Genomic DNA, 21,952 nt, shown 5'->3' on the forward strand with positions numbered 1-21,952 from the left:
TTTAGTGCGCATCATGAAAATCATGAACTGCTTTGGTGCTTTTTCCTGCATGTGCAGGCCTGCCATCCTCCATGGAAAATTTGCAAAGCGCGGTGGACACCCTCGTCCACAGCTCCAACACGCTGTTCATTCTGATTGGTGCGGTCATGGTCCTGGCCATGCACGCCGGCTTTGCCTTCCTGGAAGTCGGCACGGTGCGCCAGAAGAACCAGGTCAATGCCCTGTCGAAAATCCTCAGCGACTTCGCGATTTCCACACTGGCCTATTTCTTTATAGGCTATTGGATCTCCTACGGCGTGACCTTCATGCAACCGGCGGCGGTGATCAGCGCCGACCACGGCTACGGCCTGGTGAAGTTCTTCTTCCTGCTGACCTTCGCGGCGGCGATCCCGGCGATCATTTCCGGGGGAATCGCCGAGCGTGCACGGTTTGTTCCGCAACTGTGTGCCACTGCGTTGATCGTAGCCTTCATCTACCCGTTTTTCGAAGGCATGGTGTGGAACGGCAACTACGGCCTGCAAGCCTGGTTGCTGGCCACCTTCGGCGCCAGCTTCCATGACTTTGCCGGCAGCGTCGTGGTGCACGCCATGGGCGGCTGGCTGGCGCTGGCGGCGGTGCTGTTGCTGGGGCCAAGGCAGGGGCGTTATCGGGAAGGGCGCCTGGTGGCGTTCGCGCCGTCGAGCATTCCATTCCTCGCGTTGGGCTCGTGGATCTTGATCGTCGGCTGGTTCGGCTTCAACGTCATGAGTGCGCAAACCCTGTCCGGGGTCAGCGGGCTGGTGGCGGTCAATTCGTTGATGGCGATGGTCGGTGGCACGGTAGCGGCATTGGTGATCGGCCGTAACGACCCAGGCTTCTTGCACAACGGTCCATTGGCCGGGTTGGTGGCGATCTGTGCCGGTTCCGACCTGATGCACCCGGTGGGCGCGTTGGTGACCGGCGTGGTGGCGGGCGGCTTGTTCGTCTGGTTCTTCATTGCCGCCCAGGATCGCTGGAAAATCGACGATGTGCTGGGTGTATGGCCGTTGCACGGGCTGTGCGGCGTGTGGGGCGGGATTGCCTGCGGGATCTTCGGCCAGACCGCCCTGGGCGGCCTGGGCGGCGTGAGCCTGATCAGCCAGTTGATCGGCACCGCGCTGGGGGTAGTGGTAGCCCTGGCCGGCGGCTTCCTGGTGTATGGGGTGATCAAGCGCGTTTACGGGCTGCGCTTGAGTCAGGAAGAGGAGTATTACGGCGCGGATTTGTCGATCCACAAGATTGGCGCGGTCAGTCAGGATTGAGGGGCGCGTCCCCTTCGTTCTGGTTGCAGCCATGTAACAGCCGGTACCGGCTCTGGCGCACTTCATCGACACGGCCTTGCACCTGCTGCTCCGACAACCCCAGCAGGATCAACGCATGGGAGGCGAGCATCAGGCTCGACTCCAGCAACTCGGGCACCACTTCAGTGGCGCCGGCGGCTTTCAGTTCGGCCAGCTGACTGTCGTCGCGGGTGCGTACCAGGATCGGCACGGTCAGGTTGATCCGCCGCGCTTCGTTGAGCACGGCCAGGGCGACGTCGCTGTTGTCCACCGCGATCACCACCAGGCGCGCACGTTCCAGGCCGACCGCGCTGAGCAGGGCGCCACGGCGGCAGTCGCCGTAATGCACGGCGCTGTCTTCGGTAGACGCTTCCTGGACTCGCTCCGGGTCGTCATCAAGGGCAATGAACGCCTGTTGTTCACGGTGCAGGAAGCGCCCGATGGACTGGCCAACCCGGCCGTAGCCGCAGATCACCGCGTGGTCGCGCAGCTCGGCATTCAGGGCCGTAATCTCTTCAAGCTGTACTTGCTGGTTGGGCTTGCGGTGCAGGCGCAGGGCAATCGCGGGTGCAGCCCTGAGCAACAGCGGAGTCAATAGCATCGAGCAGAAGGTGGCAGCCAGCAGCAGGCCGCTGATGTCGGCGGGCAGCAGGCGGCTTTGCTGCATTTGCGCCATCAAGGCGAAACAGAACTCGCCGCCCTGGGCCAGCGCCAGGCCGCTGCGCCAGGCGGTTTCACCGTCGCTGCCGCGCAGTTGCACCAATAGCGCGACCACACAGCCTTTGATCAACATCAGCGTGAGGGTCAGGCCGAGAATCAACAGGCTATGACTGACGAACAGTTGCAGGTCGATCAGCATGCCGATGCTGACAAAAAACAGTCCCAGCAGGATGTCGCGAAACGGTCGGATATCGGCTTCGATCTGATGGCGGTAATGGCTTTCCCCCAGCAGCATGCCGGCGAGAAACGCACCGAGTGCCGGGGACAGGCCCAGCAAGTGGGTCAGCCAGGCGGTGAGCAGTACGATCACCAGTGCCAGCAGCACGAACAATTCGGCCGAATGGGACGCCGCCACCTCACGGAACAAACGCGGCAGCAACCAGCGGCTGGCCAACAGCAGGCCAAGGAACAGCACCACGGTTTTGCCCAGGGTCAGTGGCAATGCCCAGTACCAGGCTTGCTCGCTGTTACCGGCGAACACTGGCACGAGGGTCAGCAGCAATACGGCCACTACATCCTGGAACAGCAATACCCCAATCGCATTCTGGCCATGGCTGCTGAAGATTTCGCCGAGGCTGGTCAGCTCCTTGCTGACGATGGCGGTGGACGACAGTGCCAGTCCAGCACCGAGCAACAGCGCGGTGGTCGGCGACAGGCCGAACAGTGCCAGCAAACCGCCCAGCAGCAACCCGCAGCACAGTACCTGCAGGCTGCCCAAGCCAAACACCACCCGGCGCAGGCTGAGCATTTTGTTGAGAGAAAACTCCAGGCCCAGGGAAAACAGCAGGAACACCACACCCAGTTCGGCAAGGTCTGGCAACTCTTCGCTGTCATTGACCCAGTCGAGGGCGGTGGGGCCCACGGCCAGGCCAACACACAGATAGCCCAGCACCGGCGGCAGTTGCAGGCGACGAAACAGCGCAATCACCACCAGGGAGGAGGCCAGGATAATCAGCAGGTTGGCAAACACATGCAGCTCCATTGCAGGTATTACGGGAAAAAAGTCGCGAGAGTCGCTGAATCAGTTATACGCCATGCTGATCTGGGTCAGGCTTTTGCAGTGTCCCGACGCTGTTAGAATAGGCACCTGATTCTTCTCGGACCCTTTGCCATGCTTCCTGAATGTCAGTTGTTCGGCACCCTGGGCTGCCATCTGTGTGAGTTTGCCGAAGCCGAAATCATGCCGTTGGTCGAACACGGCCTGCTGGTGGAGTTGGTGGATATCGCCGATTCCGAAGCCTTGTTCGAGGCCTACGGCCTGCGGATTCCGGTGCTGCGCCGGGTGGACACGGGCGCGGAGCTGGAGTGGCCGTTCGACGAAGCGCAGGTAGTGAACTTTCTTAGCTAGCACTCGGCGATGGCGAGTTCCCGATTATTCGGTTACTGTATGTTTGTACAGCGATTGAATGAGAGGGAACGCCCGTGGTGAATGTTGAACAACTGAAAAGCAGCGTCAATCGCATGTCCGCCGACGTCGTGCGCGACGCGGTGAACGAGCTGCGCCTCGATGGCCTGGTCACGGAAGGCAAGACGCCGTTTAACAAAGTGCATTTCAACACCTGCTTTGCCGAGATCGAGGCGCTGTTCCAGCGCGCGGGTTATCACAAGCAGCTGGATGTGGTGGGTTACCAGGGCTTGCTGTATGCGCTTTACGACCCGGGCCGCTGGGAAGCGGTGGATGTGCTGCGCTGGCTCAAGGAATTCACCGAGGCGGCCAGTGCGTCACCGGTGTTGCGCGCGGAATTGGCCAAGGCCTGAATCTGTGCTGGGCCTGATCCGGCTGCATGCGGGATAATGCGCGCCTGTATGTCCACGTCTTGAGCCTGCCATGTCCGTTTTTTCCGCTGCCCAGCAACAAGCCAGCACCTTGTACCTGCCGCCAGGCGCCTGGGCCACCGTGCTGGATTGCCTGTGTGAGCACTTCCAGGCCATCAGCCGTGAGCAATGGCTGGACCGCATCGCCCGGGGCAGGGTGCTGGACATCAATGGCACCCCCATCAATCAGGACCTCGCCTACCGCGAAGGCCTGTGCATCTACTACTTTCGCGAAGTACCGAACGAGAAAGTAATCCCGGTGCAGGAGACGATCCTGTACGCCGATGAACACCTGGTGGTAGCCGACAAGCCGCATTTCCTGCCGGTCACGCCTGCCGGTGAGTACGTCGAGCAGACCCTGTTGCGACGCCTGATCCGTCGCCTCGACAACCCGGCGCTGGTGCCGCTGCATCGCATTGATCGGCATACCGCAGGGCTGGTGTTGTTTTCGGCCAACCCCCAGACGCGCTCGGCGTATCAACAGCTGTTTCCCACGCGCAAGATCGACAAGTTCTACGAAGCCATTGCCCCTGCATTGCCTGGGCTGACCTTTCCGCTGGTGCACAAAAGCCGGCTGGTGGATGGCGAGCCGTTCTTTCGCATGCAGGAAGGCGCGGGGGCGAGCAACACCGAGACGGCGGTCGAGGTGCGGGAAAAGAATGGCGACCTGTGGCGCTATGGCCTGTTTCCGGTGACCGGCAAGAAGCATCAGTTGCGGGTGCACATGACGGCCCTGGGCGCGAGTATCTGCAACGATCCGTTCTACCCCGACGTTATCAAGGATGCCGAGGACGACTACGCCAACCCGCTCAAGCTGCTGGCCCAGGGGGTGCGTTTCATCGACCCGGTCACCGGCCTTGAGCGCGACTTTCGCAGCGAGATCAGCCTGGACTGGTAAACCCCAGCAACGAAAAAGCCCGCATTACGCGGGCTTTTTTGTATCTGGCGTTAAGACTTACAGGTCTTTAACGGTGCGAACCTGATCCTTGTTGATCTGGGTGCGCTTGCCATCCAGCTGTTCGAATTCGTAGAAGCCGGTGGACTTGTCGAATTTAGGAGTGTCGACGGCCTGGATTTCGCGACCGTCATTCAGGGTGATCACTGTCGGCGAGGCGCAACCGGCAAGGGTAGCGAGGCCCAGTGCAAGCATGAGAGCGGCGATGGTCCGTTGAGTCATGAGTTTGTCTCCGAGAGAATGCTTTGTTGAGTACTGACCTTGTGACGTGTGTAACGTCGGCAAAGTTCCTTGTTCGACGCTCATTCTGACACGCTGGGCGGGCGGTGCAACAACTCCGGTGTATTGAGGTTGGCCAGGCGCGGATCGTCGGCGGGGCAATCCAGGGCCTTGGCCTCCAGCGCCTGCATGATCTGGCGCGGGCTGCGCTCGCCGGCTGCCCAGGCCCGTTCGAAGGGCTCGCGCAGCGAAGTGGGGATCACGCAGAGCAGCGGTTCCCAGAAATCGCCGTGGCGCACCATCACCGGCAGCAACGGGTTTTGCTGCGCCGTGCTGCGCAGGTCGGCGAGCAATCGTGCATCGATCTGCGGCACATCGCACGGCAATACCAGCAGATGCCCATGCTGCGCCACCGCCAGTCCTGCGCGAATGCCGGCCAGTGGCCCGGGAAAGTCGGGGCTGTCATCGCCGACCAATCGGTCGGCGTAGGCCGCGTACTGCGCCTGGTTGCGATTGCAGGAGATGATCAGGTCGTCGGTCAACGGCCGCACCAGGCGATGCAGGTGCGCGATCAGCGGCTGCCCGTGCCAGTCCAGCAGGCCCTTGTCGAGGCCGCCCATGCGCTGGCCACGACCGCCGGCCAGCAAAAGGATCGAGCAGGGCAGTGGGGAAGAATGGCTTGGCATGACGGCTCCTGCGGGCAGTGAAATGGGGGGCTGTGATATAACATCGGGCTGTTCCTTCGACAACCGGACCGAGCCATGAAAGCCAAGGCTGATGCGCCCTTTGTACCCCTGAATATCGCTGTATTGACGGTCAGCGACACCCGCACCCTGGAAACCGACACCTCGGGCCAGGTCTTCGTCGACCGCCTGACCGCCGCCGGTCACCTGCTGGCCGAGCGAGTTTTGCTTAAAGATGATCTGTACAAAATCCGTGCGCAAGTGGCGCACTGGATTGCCGAAGACGTGGTGCAGGTGGTGTTGATCACCGGCGGCACCGGCTTCACCGGCCGCGACAGCACCCCGGAAGCGGTGAGCTGCCTGCTGGATAAACAGGTGGATGGTTTCGGCGAACTGTTCCGACAAATCTCCGTGGCCGATATCGGCACCTCCACCGTGCAATCCCGTGCCCTGGCCGGCCTGGCCAACGGCACACTGGTGTGCTGCCTGCCGGGCTCCACCAACGCGGTGCGCACCGGTTGGGACGGGATTCTCGCCGAGCAACTGGATAACCGTCACCGCCCGTGCAACTTCGTCCCGCATTTGAAGCAGGCCGAGCCCTGTGAATCCCGTGGGTAAGCCGGGCAAGACCGGCGCGTTGATGCCGGTGGAAGACGCTCTCGAACAATTGCTGGCGATGGCCGAGGCAGCGCCGATCCGCGAGCCGGAAACGTTGCCGCTGGCCGAGTGTGATGGTCGGGTGCTGGCCCAGGCGTTGATCTCCACGCTGGACTTGCCGCCCTGGCCCAACAGCGCCATGGACGGATACGCCCTGCGCCTGGCGGACTGGACCGGTGAGCCACTGGTAGTCAGCCAGCGCATTTTTGCGGGCACGGCACCCGAGCCCTTGGCTGCCGGTACCTGCGCGCGGATCTTCACCGGAGCCCCGGTACCGGAGGGCGCGGACTGCGTCGAGATGCAGGAAAACGCCGTGGTCCATGCCGATCAGCGGGTGAGCTTCATCGAAGCGTTGCAGGTGGATCAAAACATCCGTCCCCAAGGCCAGGAAGCCACGGTGGGCGAGTGGGTGTTGCCAGCAGGTACACGCCTGGGCCCGATCGAGTTGGGCCTGGCGGCTTCGCTGGGTCGTGATCGGCTGGAGGTGGTACGACGCGCCCGCGTGGCTGTGCTGTCCACCGGCGACGAGTTGATCGAGCCGGGCCTGCCGCTGGGGCCCGGGCAGATCTACAACAGTAATCGCCGGGTGCTGTGCAGCTGGCTGGAGCGCCTGGGCTGCGAAGTGGTGGACGCCGGGATCCTGCCGGATGACCTGGAACAAACCCGCGAACGCCTGGGCGCATTGGGCTCGGTAGACCTGATTCTGTCCACCGGCGGTGTGTCGGTGGGGGAGGCGGATTTTCTCGGGATTGCGCTGCGGGAAGAAGGGGAGCTGGCGCTGTGGAAGCTGGCGATCAAGCCGGGCAAGCCGCTGACGTTCGGGCATTTCCGTGGTGTACCGGTGATCGGTTTGCCGGGCAATCCTGCGTCGACGCTGGTGACCTTTGCCTTGCTGGCGCGGCCTTACCTGTTGCGCCGCCAGGGCGTGGAAGACGTGCAGCCGCTGCGCATTGAAGTGCCCGTGGGATTTGTCTGGCCCAAGCCGGGGAATCGCCGCGAGTATTTGCGCGGGCGGCTGGAGCAGGGCAAGGCGATCATCTACCGCAACCAGAGCTCGGGTGTGCTGCGTAGCGCGGCGTGGGCCGAAGGTTTGGTAGAAGTGCTGGAGGGGACGACGCTGGAGATCGGTGACCGGGTCAACTTCATTCCGCTGAGTGAAGTGTTGAACTGAGCCCGACCTATCAAACAATGAAGATCAAAATGTGGGAGCGGGCTTGCTCGCGAAAGCGGTGGATCAGTCACCCGATGTATTGACTGACCCTCTGCATTCGCGAGCAAGCCCGCTCCCACATTTGATTTGTGTTCATCCTGCAATTACGGCAAATCACGACTCGCGTAAAACGCACTCAACACCTTCACCAGGTGCGCCAGGTCGTGGCTGCCGCACAGCTCGCGAATCGAGTGCATCGCAAACGTCGGCAAGCCGATATCCACGGTGCGCACGCCCAGGTGGCTGGCGGTGATCGGGCCGATGGTCGAGCCGCAACCCATGTCGCTGCGAACCACAAAGCTTTGCACCGGCACTTCTTCGGCCATGCACAGGTGGCGGAAGAACCCGGCGGTTTCGCTGTTGGTGGCGTAGCGCTGGTTGCTGTTGACCTTGATCACCGGGCCGGCATTGAGTTTCGGGCCGTGGTTGGCGTCGTGCTTCTCGGCGTAGTTGGGGTGCACGCCGTGGGCGTTATCGGCAGACACCAGCAGCGACTTCTGGATAGTGCGTACGAACTCATCACCCTCGGGCAGCAGGCGACGCAGGGTCTGCTCCAGCATCGGGCCGTCGGCACCGCAGGCGGAGCACGAGCCGACTTCTTCGTGGTCGTTGCAGACCAGCACGCAGGTTTCATCGGTTTCGGCGGTGAGCAGGGCTTGCAGGCCGGCGTAGCACGACAGCAGGTTGTCGAGGCGGGCACCGGCGATAAAGTCGCCATTGAGGCCGATCACGGCCGCGCTCTGGGTGTCGTAGAAGCTCAGCTCATAGTCGAGCACCACATCGGCGTTCAACCCGTGTTCACGAGCCAGTTGCTCGGTCAGCACTGCGCGGAAGTCTACGCGCTCGTCACCGGCGAACTGCGCAAGGATCGGCGGCAGTTCGGTCTGGGCATTGATCGCCCAACCCTGGTTGGCTTCACGGTTCAGGTGAATGGCCAGGTTGGGGATGATCGCGATGGGCAGCTTGAAGTCGATCAGCTGGCTTTCGACCTTGCCGTCGCGGCGGAAAGTGACGCGGCCGGCCAGGGACAGATCGCGGTCGAACCACGGCGCCAGCAGCGCGCCGCCGTACACTTCCACACCCAGTTGCCAGAAGCCCTGGCGTTGCAGTTCAGGCTGTGGCTTGACCCGCAGGCACGGGCTGTCGGTGTGGGCGCCGACCAGGCGGATGCCGCCTTGCAGGGGCGAGTGGCGGCCGAGCTTGAAGGCGATGATCGAGGAGTCGTTGCGGGTCACGTAGTAGCGCCCGTTGGCCTCGGTGGTCCAGGTCTCGCGCTCGTCAAGACGCTGGAAACCGGCCGCTTCCAGGCGCTGTGCAAGGGCGGCGGTGGCATGGAACGGGGTAGGGGAGGCCTTGAGGAAGTCGATCAGGCCTTGGTTCAACTCTTCGCGCATAAGTAGCTCCAGACAGCAATGGCGCGAGTTTACCGTCCGACGGGATAAGTGCACAGAACAAATGTGGGAGCGGGCTTGCTCGCGAATGCGGTGTGTCAGTCGCCGAATGAGCTAACTGATCCACCGCATTCGCGAGCAAGCCCGCTCCCACATTTTAATTGCGTTTACAGCTTAAAACGGCGCGGGGCACTCGAAGCGCAGACGCTCGCCGCTCTGGGGATGGGTGAAGCTCAGCATGCTGGCGTGCAGGCACAGACGTGGCCAGGCAGCCAAGGCCTGTTCGTGGGCATACAAGCCATCGCCCAGCAACGGATGCCCGATGGACAGCATATGCACGCGCAGTTGATGGGAGCGGCCGGTGATCGGTGTCAGCTCAACCCGGCACCAGTCGCCGCAACGCTCCAGGACTTTCCAGAAGGTCAGCGCGTTCTTGCCGAACTCGTGGTCCACCACGTGCCGTGGCTTGGTCGGCGGGTCGTAGCGCAAGGGCAAGTCGATGCTGCCGCTGTCCAGTTCCGGTTGGCCCCAACAGAGTGCGGTGTAGGCCTTTTCGGTTTCCCGGTCGTGAAACTGACGGGACAGTTCACGGTGGGTATCCGCGTCACGGGCCAGCAGGATGATCCCGGACGTTTCCCAGTCCAGGCGATGGACGATGCGGGCTTCGGGGTAGCCGTTTTCCTGCAGGCGGGTGATCAGGCAGTCCTTGTTGTCGTCGGCGCGACCGGGCACCGAGAGCAGCAGGGTAGGCTTGTTCACCACCAGGACAGCAGCGTCCTGATGAAGGATATGGACATTGGACAACGGCATTAAAACAGCCTCGTAACAAACGCCAACGGCGGCTCGCTCACCCGGCCCCGTGAGGGGAGCCAGGTAACCGAGCCGCCGTGGCGACCGCCTTTTCGATCAACGATCAGGCAGGGTGATATTGAGTTCCAGAATCGAGCAGCTGCCGTCATTTTCCAGGGCGACATGCACGTCATCGTTACCGATGTTGACGTACTTGCGGATCACTTCCACCAGTTCCTTCTGCAGGGCTGGCAGGTAATCCGGGGTGCTGCGTTGGCCGCGTTCGTGCGCCACGATGATCTGTAGACGCTCTTTCGCTACCGACGCGGTACTTGGCTTTTTGTTGGCGCGAAAGAAGTCGAGAAATTTCATTGTTTAGTTGCCTCCAAAGATACGCTCGAAGAATCCCTTCTTCTTAACATCGAGGAAGCGATGTTCCACGGTCTTGCCCAGCAAGCGATCTACCGCATCGCTGTACGCCTGGCCGGCGTCGCTCTGGTCGTCAAGAATCACCGGCACACCTTGGTTGGATGCCTTCAGGACGGCCTGGGATTCCGGGATCACACCCAGCAGGGTCACGGCGAGGATTTCCTTCACGTCTTCAACGCCGAGCATTTCGCCATTGCTGACGCGCTCAGGGTTGTAGCGGGTCAGCAGCAGGTGTTCCTTGATCGGATCTTCACCTTTCTCGGCGCGCTGGGACTTGCTGGCCAGCAGGCCGAGCATGCGGTCCGAGTCACGTACCGAGGAGACTTCAGGGTTGGTCACGACGATGGCTTCGTCGGCGAAGTACATCGCCAGGTGAGCACCGGTCTCGATACCCGCCGGGGAATCGCACACCACGTATTCGAAGGTTTCCTTCAGTTCGGCGAGGACCTTGCCCACGCCTTCCTTGGTCAGCGCGTCTTTGTCGCGGGTCTGGCTGGCGGCCAGTACATACAGGTTCTCAAGGCGCTTGTCCTTGATCAGTGCCTGTTGCAGGTTGGCTTCGCCATTGACGACGTTGACGAAGTCGTAAACCACGCGGCGTTCACAGCCCATGATCAGGTCGAGGTTACGCAAGCCGACGTCGAAGTCGACGATAACTGTCTTGTGGCCGCGCAGAGCGAGGCCGGTACCGATAGCGGCGCTGGTGGTGGTCTTACCCACACCACCCTTGCCGGATGTAACCACGAGAATCTTGGCCAAGGTGTTTCACCCCTAAGGAAAAAGGACTTTTTAGTCCCTGAAAAACATCTCTTGTCACTCGCTGCAGGCGGGCAGCTCTTGTAGGAGAAAGCACGGTTTGCCTGGGCAAACCCCACCTTAAAATTATTCCTACACAAGTTTTGCCGTTTTCGCTGTGCTATCAGAGTCCAGAGATGCTTGGAAAATGCGGCAGTATCCGTTAAAGACGAACGATGTTCAACACATCGCCCGACAGGCTGACTTGTACCCCGGCCCCCCACAGCGGATCGCGGCGCAAATCTTCCGAAACCTTGTACTGGCCTGCGATGGACACTAGCTCAGCGGTCAACTGCTGGCAAAAAATACGGGCCTTGGTGTCACCTTTTATGCCGGCCAGGGCACGACCACGCATGGGGCCGTATACATGGATGTTTCCATCGGCGAGAAGTTCCGCCCCCGGGCTGACCGGGGCGATGACGACAAGGTCGCCACCCTGGGCGTAAATCTGCTGCCCGCCCCGTACGGGAGAGGTGATGATCTTTGTCGGCTTGATCGTCGGCTCCGGCGGTTTCTCCGGTTTTTTCTTCTCTTCGCCGACCAACGGGTCGAGCGGACGCTCGCGGGCACCCGACGGCGGCAGTACTGGCAGTTCAATAGCGATTGCCGCAGCAATGTCTTCGATCCGGCTGGCACGGATCGCCAGGGTGCGCAGGCCATGCTGGCGGCACACACGCATCAGCCCGGGCAGGTCGACCGCGCCCTGGCCGGCCGGGAGCTTGTCCAGGGCCAGCACCAGCGGTGCATTGTTGAAGAAGTTCGGCGCCAGGGCGACCTTGGCGGCGAGCTGGCGGTCCAGGGCATCAAGGTCGTTGCGGGCCAGTTCCAGCACGGTAATGGCGAGCATGCTGCCTTTCAACTGGAACACGGGATCTTGGTCTAGCGGTTCGGTTTGGCTCATGGTCGGCAAAGCGGCTTGTCACGAAAAGTGTCGAGACTTATAACGAGAACATCCGCTAGCCGCAAGCCGGGTCGAACCGTTGTAGAATGCGCGGCCGTTGTCTTTACCGGAATCTTGAATGGATCGCCCGCGTTTTCGAGCTGTATTTTTTCATCCGCGCTTCTGGCTGTTATGGCTGGGGCTGGGTTTGCTGTGGCTGATTGTGCAGTTGCCGTACCGGGCTTTACTGGGGATTGGCCGTGCCTTGGGGGCGGGAATGTACCGGGTGGCCGGTGAACGTCGACGTATCGCCGCACGAAACCTGGAACTGTGCTTCCCGGAAAAGTCCGCTAAAGAGCGTAAACATTTGCTCAAGGAAAACTTTGCCTCCACCGGCATCGCGTTCTTCGAGATGGCCATGAGCTGGTGGTGGTCCAAGCCGCGCCTGGCGCGCCTGGCCCATGTCGAAGGGCTGGAGCACCTCAAGCAGGCGCAACTGGAAGGCAAGGGCGTGATCCTCATGGCCCTGCATTTCACCACCCTGGAAATCGGCGCCGCCTTGCTCGGGCAGAAGCACACCATCGACGGCATGTACCGCGAGCACGGCAACCCCTTGTTCGATTTCGTCCAGCGCCGTGGCCGCGAGCGGCACAACCTCGACTCCCTGGCCGTAGAGCGCGAAGACGTGCGCGGCATGCTCAAGCTGCTGCGGGCCGGTCGTGCGATCTGGTACGCACCGGACCAGGACTACGGCGCCAAGCAAAGTATCTTCGTGCCATTGTTCGGCATTCAGGCCGCCACCGTGACCGCCACCAGCAAGTTCGCCCGCCTGGGCAAGGCACTGGTGGTGCCGTTCACCCAGGAACGCCTGGCCGACGGCAGCGGTTATCGCCTGGTGATCCATCCGCCGCTGACCGACTTCCCCGGTGAAACCGACGAGATCGATTGCCTGCGCATCAACCAGTGGGTCGAAGCCTCCGTGCGCGAATGCCCCGAGCAATACCTGTGGACGCACCGCCGCTTCAAGAGCCGGCCGCCAGGTGAACCTAAACTGTATGAAAAACGCCGCCGTTGATCTGAAGTCCCCAAGCACCATGGAGTGATGCAATGCGCCCAGCTGAACCGGTCACAGGCTTGATTCTTTCCGGCGGCGGGGCGCGGGCCGCCTATCAGGTGGGGGTACTGGCGGCGATAGCCGAGCTGTTGCCGCCGGGCGCGGCCAATCCGTTTCCGGTGATCGTCGGCACCTCGGCCGGGGCGATCAATGCAGTGAGCCTGGCCAGTGGCGCCATGGACTTTACCGCCGCCATCCAGCGCCTGACCGCCTTCTGGCAGGGCTTTCGCAGCCACCTGGTGCTGCGCAGCGACTGGCCCGGGGTGATCAGCCAGGCCAGTCGATTCCTTATCCACAGCCTGCTGGGGATGGGGGCGCAGGTGCCAGTGGCGCTGCTCAACAGTTCGCCGCTGCGGGACTTGTTGCGCGACAAACTGCACCTGGAAGGCATCGCGCAGTCGATCCGCGAGAAACACCTTCATGCTGTGGCGGTGACCGCGTTCGGGTACGAGTCCGGGCAAGCCGTGACCTTCTATCAGGGCGGCGGCACCATCGATGCCTGGTTGCGGCATCGGCGCATCGGCATTCCCACCCAATTGACCGTTGAACATTTGCTGGCCAGCTCGGCGATTCCGTTGCTGTTTGCGCCGGTCAAACTCGGCCAGGAATATTTTGGTGACGGGGCGGTGCGCCAGTCGGCGCCGATCAGTCCTGCGTTGCACCTGGGCGCCAGCCGCGTGCTGGTGGTGGGGGTCAGTGGCAACCCGCGTGGCAACGATCCATCGAACCCGGCGCGCACCTTCACCGGCCAGGAGCCGACGTTGGCGCAGATCGGCGGGCACATGCTCAACAGCACGTTCATCGATAGCCTGGAAAGCGATATCGAATTGCTCGAGCGCCTGAACCAGTTCAGCCACGTGTTGCCGGCCAACGCGGCGATACAAGGTTTGGCGCCAGTGGAAGTATTGGTGATCGCTCCCAGTCAGCCAATCGACGAAATCGCGGCACGTCACCGCCAGGAATTGCCGGCGGCATTGCGCCTGTTTCTGCGCGGGCCGGGGGCGACCAAAACCAGTGGCGCGGGTGTGCTCAGCTACCTGCTGTTCGAGGCGGGGTATTGCAGCGAATTGATCGAATTGGGAAGGCGGGATGCGCTGGCCAAGCGCGAAGAGTTGCAGCGGTTTCTAGGCCTGACACCGGACTGAATGTGGGAGCGGGCTTGTGTGGGAGCGGGCTTGCTCGCGAATGCGGTGTGTCAGTCGCCAGATGTATTGACTGACCCACCGTATTCGCGAGCAAGCCCGCTCCCACATAAACCCGATTCCACAGGGGATAGGCGGTGTGGTTAGAAGTGGTACTTCACCAACAGGCTCGCAGTGTCCTGGTTGGTCTCGAACGCGCCGCTGTCCTGGATCCCGTACTTGTTCTTCCAGTAGTCGTATTCGATACCGACATACAACTGCTTCTCGCCCCAATGCAACGCCTTGCCCAGGTCATATTTGATCTGCGGGTTGAAGTGCAGGTTGGCGTGGTAAGTGCCGCGGGCGTTCTTGTCGTTATCCACCACCCAGTCCATGAAGCCGTCGATCAGCACATTGGAGTTGCCCACCGGGATCGTGTACGACCACACCGGTGTGATCTGCCATACGCCGTCACCCGGGCGATTGCCTTCGGTCTGGCGCTGGTAGAAGTTCAGCTGGAAGTAGTCGAAACCAGGGATTGCAAGGTCGAAGCCCGGGCCGAGCAAGTACGACTCGTTGTCGCCTTCGCCGAACTCGTAAGTGAACGCCAGCAACACGTCCTTGATCGGACCGAACGACAAGTCCTTGTCGAAAATCTTGCCGAACGACAAGCGTGGGCTGAACTCACCGTAGTAAGTACTCGGGCCGACATTGCCGTCTTCCTTGCCGTTGTAAAAGATGCGGTCGAGGAAGAAGAAGTTGTCGCCGTACTTCCACGCATCGGCGTGTTCGAAGGTCACGGTTTGCTGGATCTGCGGGTTAACAGTGAAGTTCTTGCCCCACAGATAAGTCAGGCTGTTGTTCTGCCACTGCAGCAGATCACCGGCCATGGCCTGGCCCCCGGCCAGCAGGGATCCTGCCAGCATCAGGCTGTTCACGGTACGTTTCATTCGGTTGCTCCCGAGGTAAAGGTTTCTGGTTTTTTTTCTAAGCGGACGCTCTGGTGTGGCGTCTTTTGGCTTGCCGCAAAAATCGTCTGTTCGGTCAGCTTTGATGCTTTTAGCAAGAGCTGCGCCAAGGTGTTTAAAAAGCCAAAAAATCCCCGTCGGCTGTGATGAACACAGTCGAATTCGGAGAGTTTTTGCACACGTTGGCTGCGGACGTGGGGCCGGGATAAGTTGGCCTTGCAGTCAGCTTTTACATTCGCTGTTTTTTTTTGAGTCGATTTGAGCGGGCGCCGAGAATACTGACTCCCAGGCCTGTGCTCAAGTGCGCCGTTAAAGAGCGCGCGGGGCGAGAATGGGGCACGGCGCGTGGCCGGCCCCGGGTGAATGGCGTACATGGTGTGTTCCCTGATCGTTATTGTTTTTGTTGTGACGCAGGAATCAATGTGGGTGTGCGTGAGCGCTTGGGGCAGCACGTTCGGCGCCACCCAGGATGTTGAATAACAGGTTCAGCGACAGCGCGCTGATCGTGGCCATGGCGATGCCGCTGTGAGTGATCGGGCTCATCCATAGCGGCAGCTGTGCAAAGAATTCGGGACGTACCACCGGGATCAATCCCATGCCGATACTCACCGCCACCAGCAATTGGTTACGGCGGTCGGCAATGTCGGCTTCCTGGAGGATCTTGATCCCGGTGGCTGCCACCATGCCGAACATGGCAATCGCCGCGCCGCCCAGCACTGCGGGTGGAATCGACGCTACCAAAAAGGCGGCCTTGGGCAGCAGGCTCAGCACAATCAGGAACGCGCCGGCCACGATCGTCACCGAACGGCAGCGCACGCCGGTCATCTGCACCAGGCCGATGTTCTGCGCGAACGAGGAGTGGGTGAAGGTGTTGAAGAACCCGGCAAAAAACGATGCGCCGGCGTCACACAACAGGCCACGGCGGAGCATTTTCGGCGTGACTTCCTGGCCGGTGATCTTGCCCAGGGCGAGGAACATCCCGGTGGACTCGACGAAGATGATCACCACCACCAGGCACATCGACAGGATCGGTGCCAACTCGAACTTGGGCATGCCGAAATGCAGTGGCGTCACCACTTGCACCCACGGGGCGCGCGCCAGGCCGCTGAGGTCGACCATGCCGATCATCCCGCACAGCCCGTAGCCGAGGGCCATGCCGATCAGCACCGAGATATTCACCCAGAAGCCGCGCATGAAACGGTTGATCAGCAGGATGGTGGCCAGCACCAGCGCGGCAATCGCTAGGTAAATCGGTGAGCCAAACGTGGACGCCGCTGCGCCACCGCCGGCCCAATTGACCGCGACGGGAAACAGCGAAAGACCAATGGCGGTGATCACGGTACCGGTCACCAGCGGTGGAAAGAAGCGCACGACCTTGGACATGAACGGCGCGATCACCATGCCGAAAAAACCGGCGGCGATGGTCGCACCGAAGATCCCCTGCAGACCGATGCCGGGCATGCCGGCCATGGCCACCATGCTGCCGACAGCGGCGAAACTGGCGCCCATCATCACCGGCATACGAATGCCTACCGGGCCGATGCCGAAGGACTGGACCATGGTTGCGATGCCCGCCACCAGCAGGTCGGCGTTGATCAGGAAGGCGATTTCTTCACGGCTCAGGCCCGCGGCCTGGCCGATGATCAAAGGCACGGCGACGGCGCCACCGTACATCAGCAAGACGTGTTGCAGGCCTACCAGAATCAGTTGCAAGAGGGGCAGCCGCACCATGGCGGGCGCGGCAGGAGTCTGCGTTTCTAGCTGGGACATGCAACACCTCGGATCTTTTTATTGTTGTGTTGTTCGGCATTCAATTGCCGGGTGGAACTCATTCGTCAAAGCACACCGCAGATCCCATGTGGGAGCGGGCTTGCTCGCGAACGCGGTGGTTCAGTCACCTGAAGTGTTGAATGACACACCGCATTCGCGAGCAAGCCCGCTCCCACACTAGTCCTGCGTTAATCAGTCAGTTGGTACGCGCCCCCTGAGTGATCCAGGTGCCAATCAAGTCCCGTTCCTGCTGGGTCATCTGGGTGATATTGCCCAGCGGCATGATCTGGCTGGCCACGGCCTGTGCCTGGATGCGCGGGGCCATTTGCTGGATCTGCTGCGGCGTATCAAACATCACCCCGGCCGGTGCGGTGCTGAACAGCGGGCTTGTCGGTTTGGCCGAATGGCACACCGCGCAGCGCTCCTGGATCACCCCGTGGACCTTGTCAAAATCAATCGATGCCTGGGCCGGTGCTGCTTCGGCAGGCGCCGGTGCAGGTGCCGCTGGAGCAGCCGGTTTAAGCCCGCCACCCAACGCCGTTTCCGGCAGCGGCTGGTATTCGATGGCCGCAGGAGCCTTGGCCACATCCGGTGCAGTCGCCACCGGTTTTGGGCCGGTCACGTAGGCCAGGCAAATCATCGCCAGCGCGCCCACCGGCAAGGTCCAGGCATATTTCTGGCTGTTGTGACGGGTGTTGAAGTAGTGACGCACCAACACGGCCGCTACCGCGATGCCCGCCAGGATCAGCCAGTTGTATTGGCTGCCGTAGGTGCTCGGGAAGTGGTTGCTGATCATGATGAACAGCACCGGCAAGGTGAAGTAGTTGTTATGACGCGAACGCAGCAAACCCTTGGCCGGCAGTGCCGGGTCGGGCGTGCGGTTTTCGGCGATGGCCGCCACCAGCGCACGCTGGGCCGGCATGATGATGCGGAACACGTTGCCCACCATGATGGTGCCGATCACGGCGCCCACATGCAGGTACGCACCACGACCGCTGAACACCTTGCTGAAGCCGTACGCGGCGGCAATCAACAGCACGAACAGGATCAGGCCGAGCAGGGCGGGGCGCTTGCCCAGTGCCGAGTCGCACAGAAAGGAGTAGATGAACCAGCCGGCCAACAGCGAGCCGAGGCCCAGCAACACACCTTCCGGACCGCTGAGGCTGCTGCCCGGGGCCAGCAGGTACAAGGTCGGGTTGGCGTAGAACACCACGCACAGCAGCGCGATGCCGGACATCCAGGTGAAGTAGGCTTCCCATTTGAACCAGTGCAGGTTGTCCGGCATGGTCGGCGGGGCCAGTTTGTATTTTTCCAGGTGGTAGATACCGCCACCGTGGATCGCCCACAAGTCACCGGCGAGGCCGTCCTTGGGGTTGACGCGGTTGAGGTTGTTTTCCAGCCAGACGAAGTAGAACGAAGCGCCGATCCAGGCGACGCCAGTGATCATGTGAACCCAGCGCACGCTCAGGTTCAGCCATTCCATCAAATGTGCTTCCACAGTCTTTACCTCTCGCCTGTCACTCTGTCGTCGAGTGATCAGACCTTCTCTTATTGGTGGGGGGCGAGGATCAACCGCTCATCCTCTTTGAAAAAATGCTCATCGCAGTTATTGCCTGTGCCACTGCGATCAACCACCAGGAAGTCATCCCGCTTTTCGATCGTCAGCACCGGGTGGTGCCAGACGCCGCGATGGTAATTAATGCCCTGCCTGCCGTTGGTAACGAAGGCGCGGACCAAGCCCGATACAGGTTCATCGCCAAGTGGCGCGACCACGATCAGAAAGGGGTTGCCGAGCAGCGGGATGAAAGCCTGGCTGCCCAGCGGGTGTCGTTCCAGCATGCACACTGTCAGCGGCATGTCCTGCGCGTCGGCGCGGAAGATGCTGATGATCGCGTTATCTTCTGGCGTGGCGGTTTCAACCGTCGCCAGTTTATGAAAGCGCATGGTCGACCCGTTGTTGATCATGAAGTGATCGCTGCCATCGGTTTCGATAACGTCTCCGAAAGGGGCGAAGGCTTCTTTGGTCAGGGGTTCGATCATCAGTGTGCGCATGGCTGTCTTCTTAATCTTGTGTATGGATCGTTCCCACGCTCTGCGTGGGAACGCCGCCCTGGACGCTCTGCGTCCGCTCTTGTGACGCAGAGCGTCACGGTATGCATTCCCACGCAGAGCGTGGGAACGATCGGGTGTTACTTCGAGACCTTACCGAGAACCCGCAGGCGGCTCACACCACCATCCGGGAACACATTCAGACGAATGTGGGTGATCGGGCCCAGCGCCTTGATCTGCTCGGCAAACGTGTGTTCAGCGTGCATTTCCAGTTTCTGCGCCGGCAGCAGTTCGCGCCAGAACAGCGATTGGGTTTCGATCTGGCTGTCGGTGCCGCCCTTCACGAATGCGCCCTGGATCGAGCAAGTGTCCGGGTAGTTGCCCTTGAAGTGCAGGGTGTCGACCACGATCTTCTCGATCTCGCCCGGGTGGCCCAGTGCGACGATCACCCAGTCATTGCCCGGCGTACGACGACGTGCGGTTTCCCAGCCATCGCCCATGTTGATGCCACGGCCCGGGTTGAGGATGTTGCTCATGCGCCCGAAGTGTTCATCGGAGCAGGCCAGTGCACGGCCGCCGTTCAATGCAGCAGCCAGGTCCACCTGTTCGTTGTCGCCCACCGCCGACCAGTCGCGGAACGGAATGCCGTACACACGCAGACGGGCCACGCCACCATCCGGGTAGATGTTGAAACGCAGGTGGCTGAAGGCCTGGTCGTTGTTGATCTCGTGGAAGTGATGGCTGTTGCCTTGCAGCTCTACAGCCGACAGCACTTCAACCCATTGGGTGTTGTCATCCGGCTCGCCGCTCGCGAGGAAGCAGGCTTCCAGGGACGCCGATGGCGGGAAGTTGCCGGTGAAGAATGAAGTGTCGATGTCCACGCCTTTGATCGAACCCGGTATGCCCAGGCGGATAACTGCGCTGTCGTAGCCTTCGAAGCGCTTGCGGCGCGACTCCCAGCCGTCCATCCACTTGCCGTTGTCATCGAAAACGCCCTCCTTCCACACGGCCGGGGTCGGCTGGAACAGGCGGTTGGCGTCGGCGAACCAGTCATCGGTGACAGAGATGATCTTGGTGCCCAGGCGGGCGTCGGCCAGGTTGACGAACTTTTCGAAAGGTACGGGTTGCGCTTTCATTCTTCTTGTCTGCCTTAAAGTAAGTGGCTTGGGATGCTCGCCAGGCCCTGGGCGTTCATGAACCGCTCGGGCCAGGTCTGCTAAAGGGTCAGTAATCGGAACAACGCGATTTTATTGATCTCGGCCAGCGCGCATTTGAACTCGGCTTCCACCGAGTTGTGAATGCGCGTTTCAAACGCGGCGAGGATCTGGTGCCGGTTGCTGCCTTTTACCGCCATGATGAAGGGAAACTTGAACTTGGCCTTGTAGCCATCGTTCAGCTCGGTGAAGCGCGAAAACTCGTCGCTCGAGCATTGGTGAATACCGGCGCCAGCCTGTTCATTAGTGCTGGCTTCGGTCAACTGGCCCTGGACGGCCGCTTTGCCCGCCAGGTCCGGGTGAGCGTTGATCAGGGCCAGTTGACTGGTGTGATCGGCGCTCAACAGGATGTCGCTCATGCGCTGGTGCAGGGTTTCGATCTCGTCGATCGAAGCGTCCTGGCCCAGGTCGAAGGCCTTTTCGGCCACCCATGGCGAATGTTCGTAGATGTCGGCGAAGGCTGCGACGAATTCGTCGCGGCTCAGGCTCGACGGTTTCAGGGTTTGGAACGCGGTCATTTGGCGGCTCCCTGGAAAGGGTGTACGTCATGCCAGTGACGGGCGATGTCGACGCGGCGGGTGAACCACACCTGGTCATGGCCCTTGGCGTATTCGATAAACCGCTTGAGGGCGGCCAGGCGTGCCGGGCGGCCGATCAGGCGGCAGTGCAAGCCGATGGAGAGCATTTTCGGTGCGTCCGCGCCTTCGGCATACAGCACGTCGAAGGCGTCTTTCAGGTATTCGAAAAAGTCGTCGCCCTTGTTGAAACCCTGGACCTGGGTGAAGCGCATGTCATTGGTGTCCAGGGTGTAGGGGATCACCAGGTGCGGCTTGCCGGTCGGGTTGTTGGGTTCCCAGTAGGGCAGGTCGTCGTCATAGGTGTCGCAGTCATAGAGGAAGCCGCCTTCCTCCATCACCAGCCGCCGGGTGTTGGGGCCGGTGCGCCCGGTGTACCAGCCCAGTGGGCGCTCGCCGGTGAGTTCGGTGAGGATGCGGATCGCTTCGAGCATGTGCTCGCGTTCCTGGGCCTCATCCATGTATTGGTAGTCGATCCAGCGGTAGCCGTGGCTGCAGATCTCGTGGCCGGCGGCGACCATCGCGCGGATCACATCCGGGTGGCGCTGGGCGGCCATGGCCACGGCGAAGATGGTCAGCGGGATATCGAATTCCTTGAACAACTTGAGGATGCGCCACACGCCGGCACGGCTGCCGTATTCGTACAGCGACTCCATGCTCATGTTGCGCTCGCCTTGCAGCGGTTGCGCCGAGACCATCTCGGACAGGAAGGCTTCCGACTCTTTGTCGCCGTGCAGGATGTTGCGCTCACCCCCTTCTTCGTAGTTGAGTACGAACGACAGGGCGATACGGGCCTTGCCCGGCCAGTGTGGGTGAGGAGGGTTACTGCCGTAACCGATCAGGTCGCGTGGGTAGTCAGCGCTCACTGCAGTCTTCCTTCTTGTTCGTGGTAGCGGTGTGTGTGGCGGCCGGGCAGCGGAAAGACTGGGTGGCGTCACAACGATGACTGATTGTATACAACTTAGTGTGCACTTTGTAAGCCTGTATTTCTGCATTTTTTCCGCAGGGTCTTTGCAGAATAGCACTGCAAGAAACCTGCCTGACTGGTCAGCTAAATTGAAAAAAACCTCATTCACTGTAGGAGCGAGCTTGCTCGCGAAAAACCTGAGAGCGCCTCGTTAACCCTGAAGCGCTGCGTTATCGTTAACGATCTTCGCGAGCAAGCTCGCTCCTACAGTATCGGCGTCAGCAACGGAAAGAAGGCTTGTTGAATTTATTGTGTACAATTTTTTTGAAAAGTGTCTTAATCAGCCATCGCCGACTTTTTCAGTGACCTGAAAAGGTGCGGTCTTTCACTTTT

General features: G+C 61.1%; 24 protein-coding genes. 8 read left to right on the forward strand and 16 right to left on the reverse strand.

From position 1 onward, the window contains the following. Window positions 1-71: 71 nt before the first annotated feature. Entirely contained in the window at window positions 72-1,280 is a 1,209-nt protein-coding gene (locus HX824_RS24325) for an ammonium transporter (protein ID WP_177047129.1), read from the forward strand. Here HX824_RS24325 and HX824_RS24330 read toward each other — a convergent pair. After that, entirely contained in the window at window positions 1,267-2,988 is a 1,722-nt protein-coding gene (locus tag HX824_RS24330; protein ID WP_102368451.1) for a monovalent cation:proton antiporter-2 (CPA2) family protein, read from the reverse strand. The two genes, HX824_RS24325 and HX824_RS24330, sit on opposite strands and share 14 nt — an antisense overlap. Window positions 2,989-3,129: 141 nt before the next feature. On the opposite strand from HX824_RS24330, the gene HX824_RS24335 reads away from it, so the two are divergent. The 3 genes from HX824_RS24335 to HX824_RS24345 all read left to right on the forward strand — a co-directional run bounded on the left by HX824_RS24335 (window position 3,130) and on the right by HX824_RS24345 (window position 4,731). Further along, entirely contained in the window at window positions 3,130-3,366 is a 237-nt protein-coding gene (locus HX824_RS24335; protein ID WP_177022164.1) for a glutaredoxin family protein, read from the forward strand. A 74-nt stretch (window positions 3,367-3,440) separates the two neighbouring features. After that, entirely contained in the window at window positions 3,441-3,776 is a 336-nt protein-coding gene (locus HX824_RS24340; protein ID WP_003209087.1) for a hypothetical protein, read from the forward strand. Between the two features lie 70 nt (window positions 3,777-3,846). Further along, entirely contained in the window at window positions 3,847-4,731 is an 885-nt protein-coding gene (locus HX824_RS24345) for a pseudouridine synthase (protein WP_177055219.1), read from the forward strand. 57 nt (window positions 4,732-4,788) lie between these two features. Here HX824_RS24345 and HX824_RS24350 read toward each other — a convergent pair whose 3' ends face one another. Both HX824_RS24350 and mobA read right to left on the reverse strand, forming a co-directional pair. Continuing rightward, entirely contained in the window at window positions 4,789-5,010 is a 222-nt protein-coding gene (locus tag HX824_RS24350; RefSeq protein ID WP_003209090.1) for a YgdI/YgdR family lipoprotein, read from the reverse strand. An 80-nt stretch (window positions 5,011-5,090) separates the two neighbouring features. After that, window positions 5,091-5,693, reverse strand: coding sequence for a molybdenum cofactor guanylyltransferase MobA (gene mobA, locus HX824_RS24355; protein ID WP_177055221.1), 603 nt, complete (start codon window positions 5,691-5,693; stop codon window positions 5,091-5,093). A 75-nt stretch (window positions 5,694-5,768) separates the two neighbouring features. Here mobA and moaB point away from each other — a divergent pair, with 75 nt between their 5' ends. Both moaB and glp read left to right on the forward strand, forming a co-directional pair. Then, window positions 5,769-6,308: a molybdenum cofactor biosynthesis protein B gene (gene moaB, locus HX824_RS24360; RefSeq protein ID WP_003209092.1), complete on the forward strand. Its 540-nt coding sequence runs from the start codon at window positions 5,769-5,771 to the stop codon at window positions 6,306-6,308. After that, on the forward strand, window positions 6,292-7,518 hold the full coding sequence (glp, locus tag HX824_RS24365; RefSeq protein ID WP_177055223.1) for a gephyrin-like molybdotransferase Glp: 1,227 nt from the start codon (window positions 6,292-6,294) through the stop codon (window positions 7,516-7,518). The genes moaB and glp overlap by 17 nt, the downstream gene beginning before the upstream one ends. A 143-nt stretch (window positions 7,519-7,661) precedes the next feature. Here the strand turns inward: glp and HX824_RS24370 are convergent, their stop codons facing one another. The 5 genes from HX824_RS24370 to minC form a co-directional block, all read right to left on the reverse strand. Continuing rightward, window positions 7,662-8,951, reverse strand: coding sequence for a M18 family aminopeptidase (locus tag HX824_RS24370; protein ID WP_003209095.1), 1,290 nt, complete (start codon window positions 8,949-8,951; stop codon window positions 7,662-7,664). Between the two features lie 171 nt (window positions 8,952-9,122). Next, complete coding sequence (locus tag HX824_RS24375; protein WP_008432172.1) at window positions 9,123-9,758, reverse strand: RluA family pseudouridine synthase; 636 nt, start codon at window positions 9,756-9,758, stop codon at window positions 9,123-9,125. Between the two features lie 96 nt (window positions 9,759-9,854). Beyond that, entirely contained in the window at window positions 9,855-10,109 is a 255-nt protein-coding gene (gene minE, locus HX824_RS24380) for a cell division topological specificity factor MinE (protein WP_003175252.1), read from the reverse strand. A 3-nt stretch (window positions 10,110-10,112) separates the two neighbouring features. Beyond that, window positions 10,113-10,925 carry a septum site-determining protein MinD gene (minD, locus tag HX824_RS24385; RefSeq protein WP_003209098.1) on the reverse strand — a complete coding sequence of 271 codons (813 nt, stop codon included), beginning with the start codon at window positions 10,923-10,925 and terminating at the stop codon, window positions 10,113-10,115. A 199-nt stretch (window positions 10,926-11,124) separates the two neighbouring features. After that, window positions 11,125-11,862 (reverse strand): septum site-determining protein MinC, encoded by a 738-nt coding sequence (gene minC, locus HX824_RS24390; RefSeq protein ID WP_003209099.1) that lies wholly within the window; start codon window positions 11,860-11,862, stop codon window positions 11,125-11,127. 118 nt (window positions 11,863-11,980) lie between these two features. On the opposite strand from minC, the gene HX824_RS24395 reads away from it, so the two are divergent. Both HX824_RS24395 and HX824_RS24400 read left to right on the forward strand, forming a co-directional pair. After that, window positions 11,981-12,916, forward strand: coding sequence for a lipid A biosynthesis lauroyl acyltransferase (locus HX824_RS24395; RefSeq protein ID WP_003209101.1), 936 nt, complete (start codon window positions 11,981-11,983; stop codon window positions 12,914-12,916). Between the two features lie 32 nt (window positions 12,917-12,948). Continuing rightward, window positions 12,949-14,100 (forward strand): patatin-like phospholipase family protein, encoded by a 1,152-nt coding sequence (locus tag HX824_RS24400; RefSeq protein ID WP_087694783.1) that lies wholly within the window; start codon window positions 12,949-12,951, stop codon window positions 14,098-14,100. A 140-nt stretch (window positions 14,101-14,240) separates the two neighbouring features. On the opposite strand, the gene HX824_RS24405 is transcribed toward HX824_RS24400, so the two are convergent. The 8 genes from HX824_RS24405 to puuE form a co-directional block, all read right to left on the reverse strand. Further along, a complete protein-coding gene (locus HX824_RS24405; RefSeq protein ID WP_003209104.1) occupies window positions 14,241-15,026 on the reverse strand; it encodes an outer membrane protein OmpK in 786 nt (261 codons plus the stop codon). Continuing rightward, window positions 15,023-15,418 (reverse strand): hypothetical protein, encoded by a 396-nt coding sequence (locus HX824_RS24410; RefSeq protein WP_134326009.1) that lies wholly within the window; start codon window positions 15,416-15,418, stop codon window positions 15,023-15,025. The genes HX824_RS24405 and HX824_RS24410 overlap by 4 nt, the downstream gene beginning before the upstream one ends. 43 nt (window positions 15,419-15,461) lie before the next feature. Further along, entirely contained in the window at window positions 15,462-16,814 is a 1,353-nt protein-coding gene (locus tag HX824_RS24415; protein ID WP_087694784.1) for a nucleobase:cation symporter-2 family protein, read from the reverse strand. Window positions 16,815-17,010: 196 nt separating this feature from the next. Next, on the reverse strand, window positions 17,011-18,312 hold the full coding sequence (locus HX824_RS24420; RefSeq protein ID WP_087694785.1) for a urate hydroxylase PuuD: 1,302 nt from the start codon (window positions 18,310-18,312) through the stop codon (window positions 17,011-17,013). A 50-nt stretch (window positions 18,313-18,362) separates the two neighbouring features. Then, window positions 18,363-18,866: an ureidoglycolate lyase gene (locus tag HX824_RS24425; protein WP_003209110.1), complete on the reverse strand. Its 504-nt coding sequence runs from the start codon at window positions 18,864-18,866 to the stop codon at window positions 18,363-18,365. Window positions 18,867-19,003: 137 nt separating this feature from the next. Beyond that, a complete protein-coding gene (gene alc, locus HX824_RS24430; RefSeq protein ID WP_177055225.1) occupies window positions 19,004-19,999 on the reverse strand; it encodes an allantoicase in 996 nt (331 codons plus the stop codon). Window positions 20,000-20,079: 80 nt separating this feature from the next. Continuing rightward, window positions 20,080-20,595 carry a 2-oxo-4-hydroxy-4-carboxy-5-ureidoimidazoline decarboxylase gene (gene uraD / locus HX824_RS24435; RefSeq protein ID WP_008432188.1) on the reverse strand — a complete coding sequence of 172 codons (516 nt, stop codon included), beginning with the start codon at window positions 20,593-20,595 and terminating at the stop codon, window positions 20,080-20,082. Beyond that, window positions 20,592-21,518 (reverse strand): allantoinase PuuE, encoded by a 927-nt coding sequence (puuE, locus tag HX824_RS24440; RefSeq protein ID WP_008432189.1) that lies wholly within the window; start codon window positions 21,516-21,518, stop codon window positions 20,592-20,594. The genes uraD and puuE overlap by 4 nt, the downstream gene beginning before the upstream one ends. Window positions 21,519-21,952: the final 434 nt, after the last annotated feature.

It is taken from the genome of Pseudomonas sp. D4002 (assembly GCF_013385665.1).
In the GTDB taxonomy this organism is placed as follows: Bacteria; Pseudomonadota; Gammaproteobacteria; order Pseudomonadales; family Pseudomonadaceae; genus Aquipseudomonas.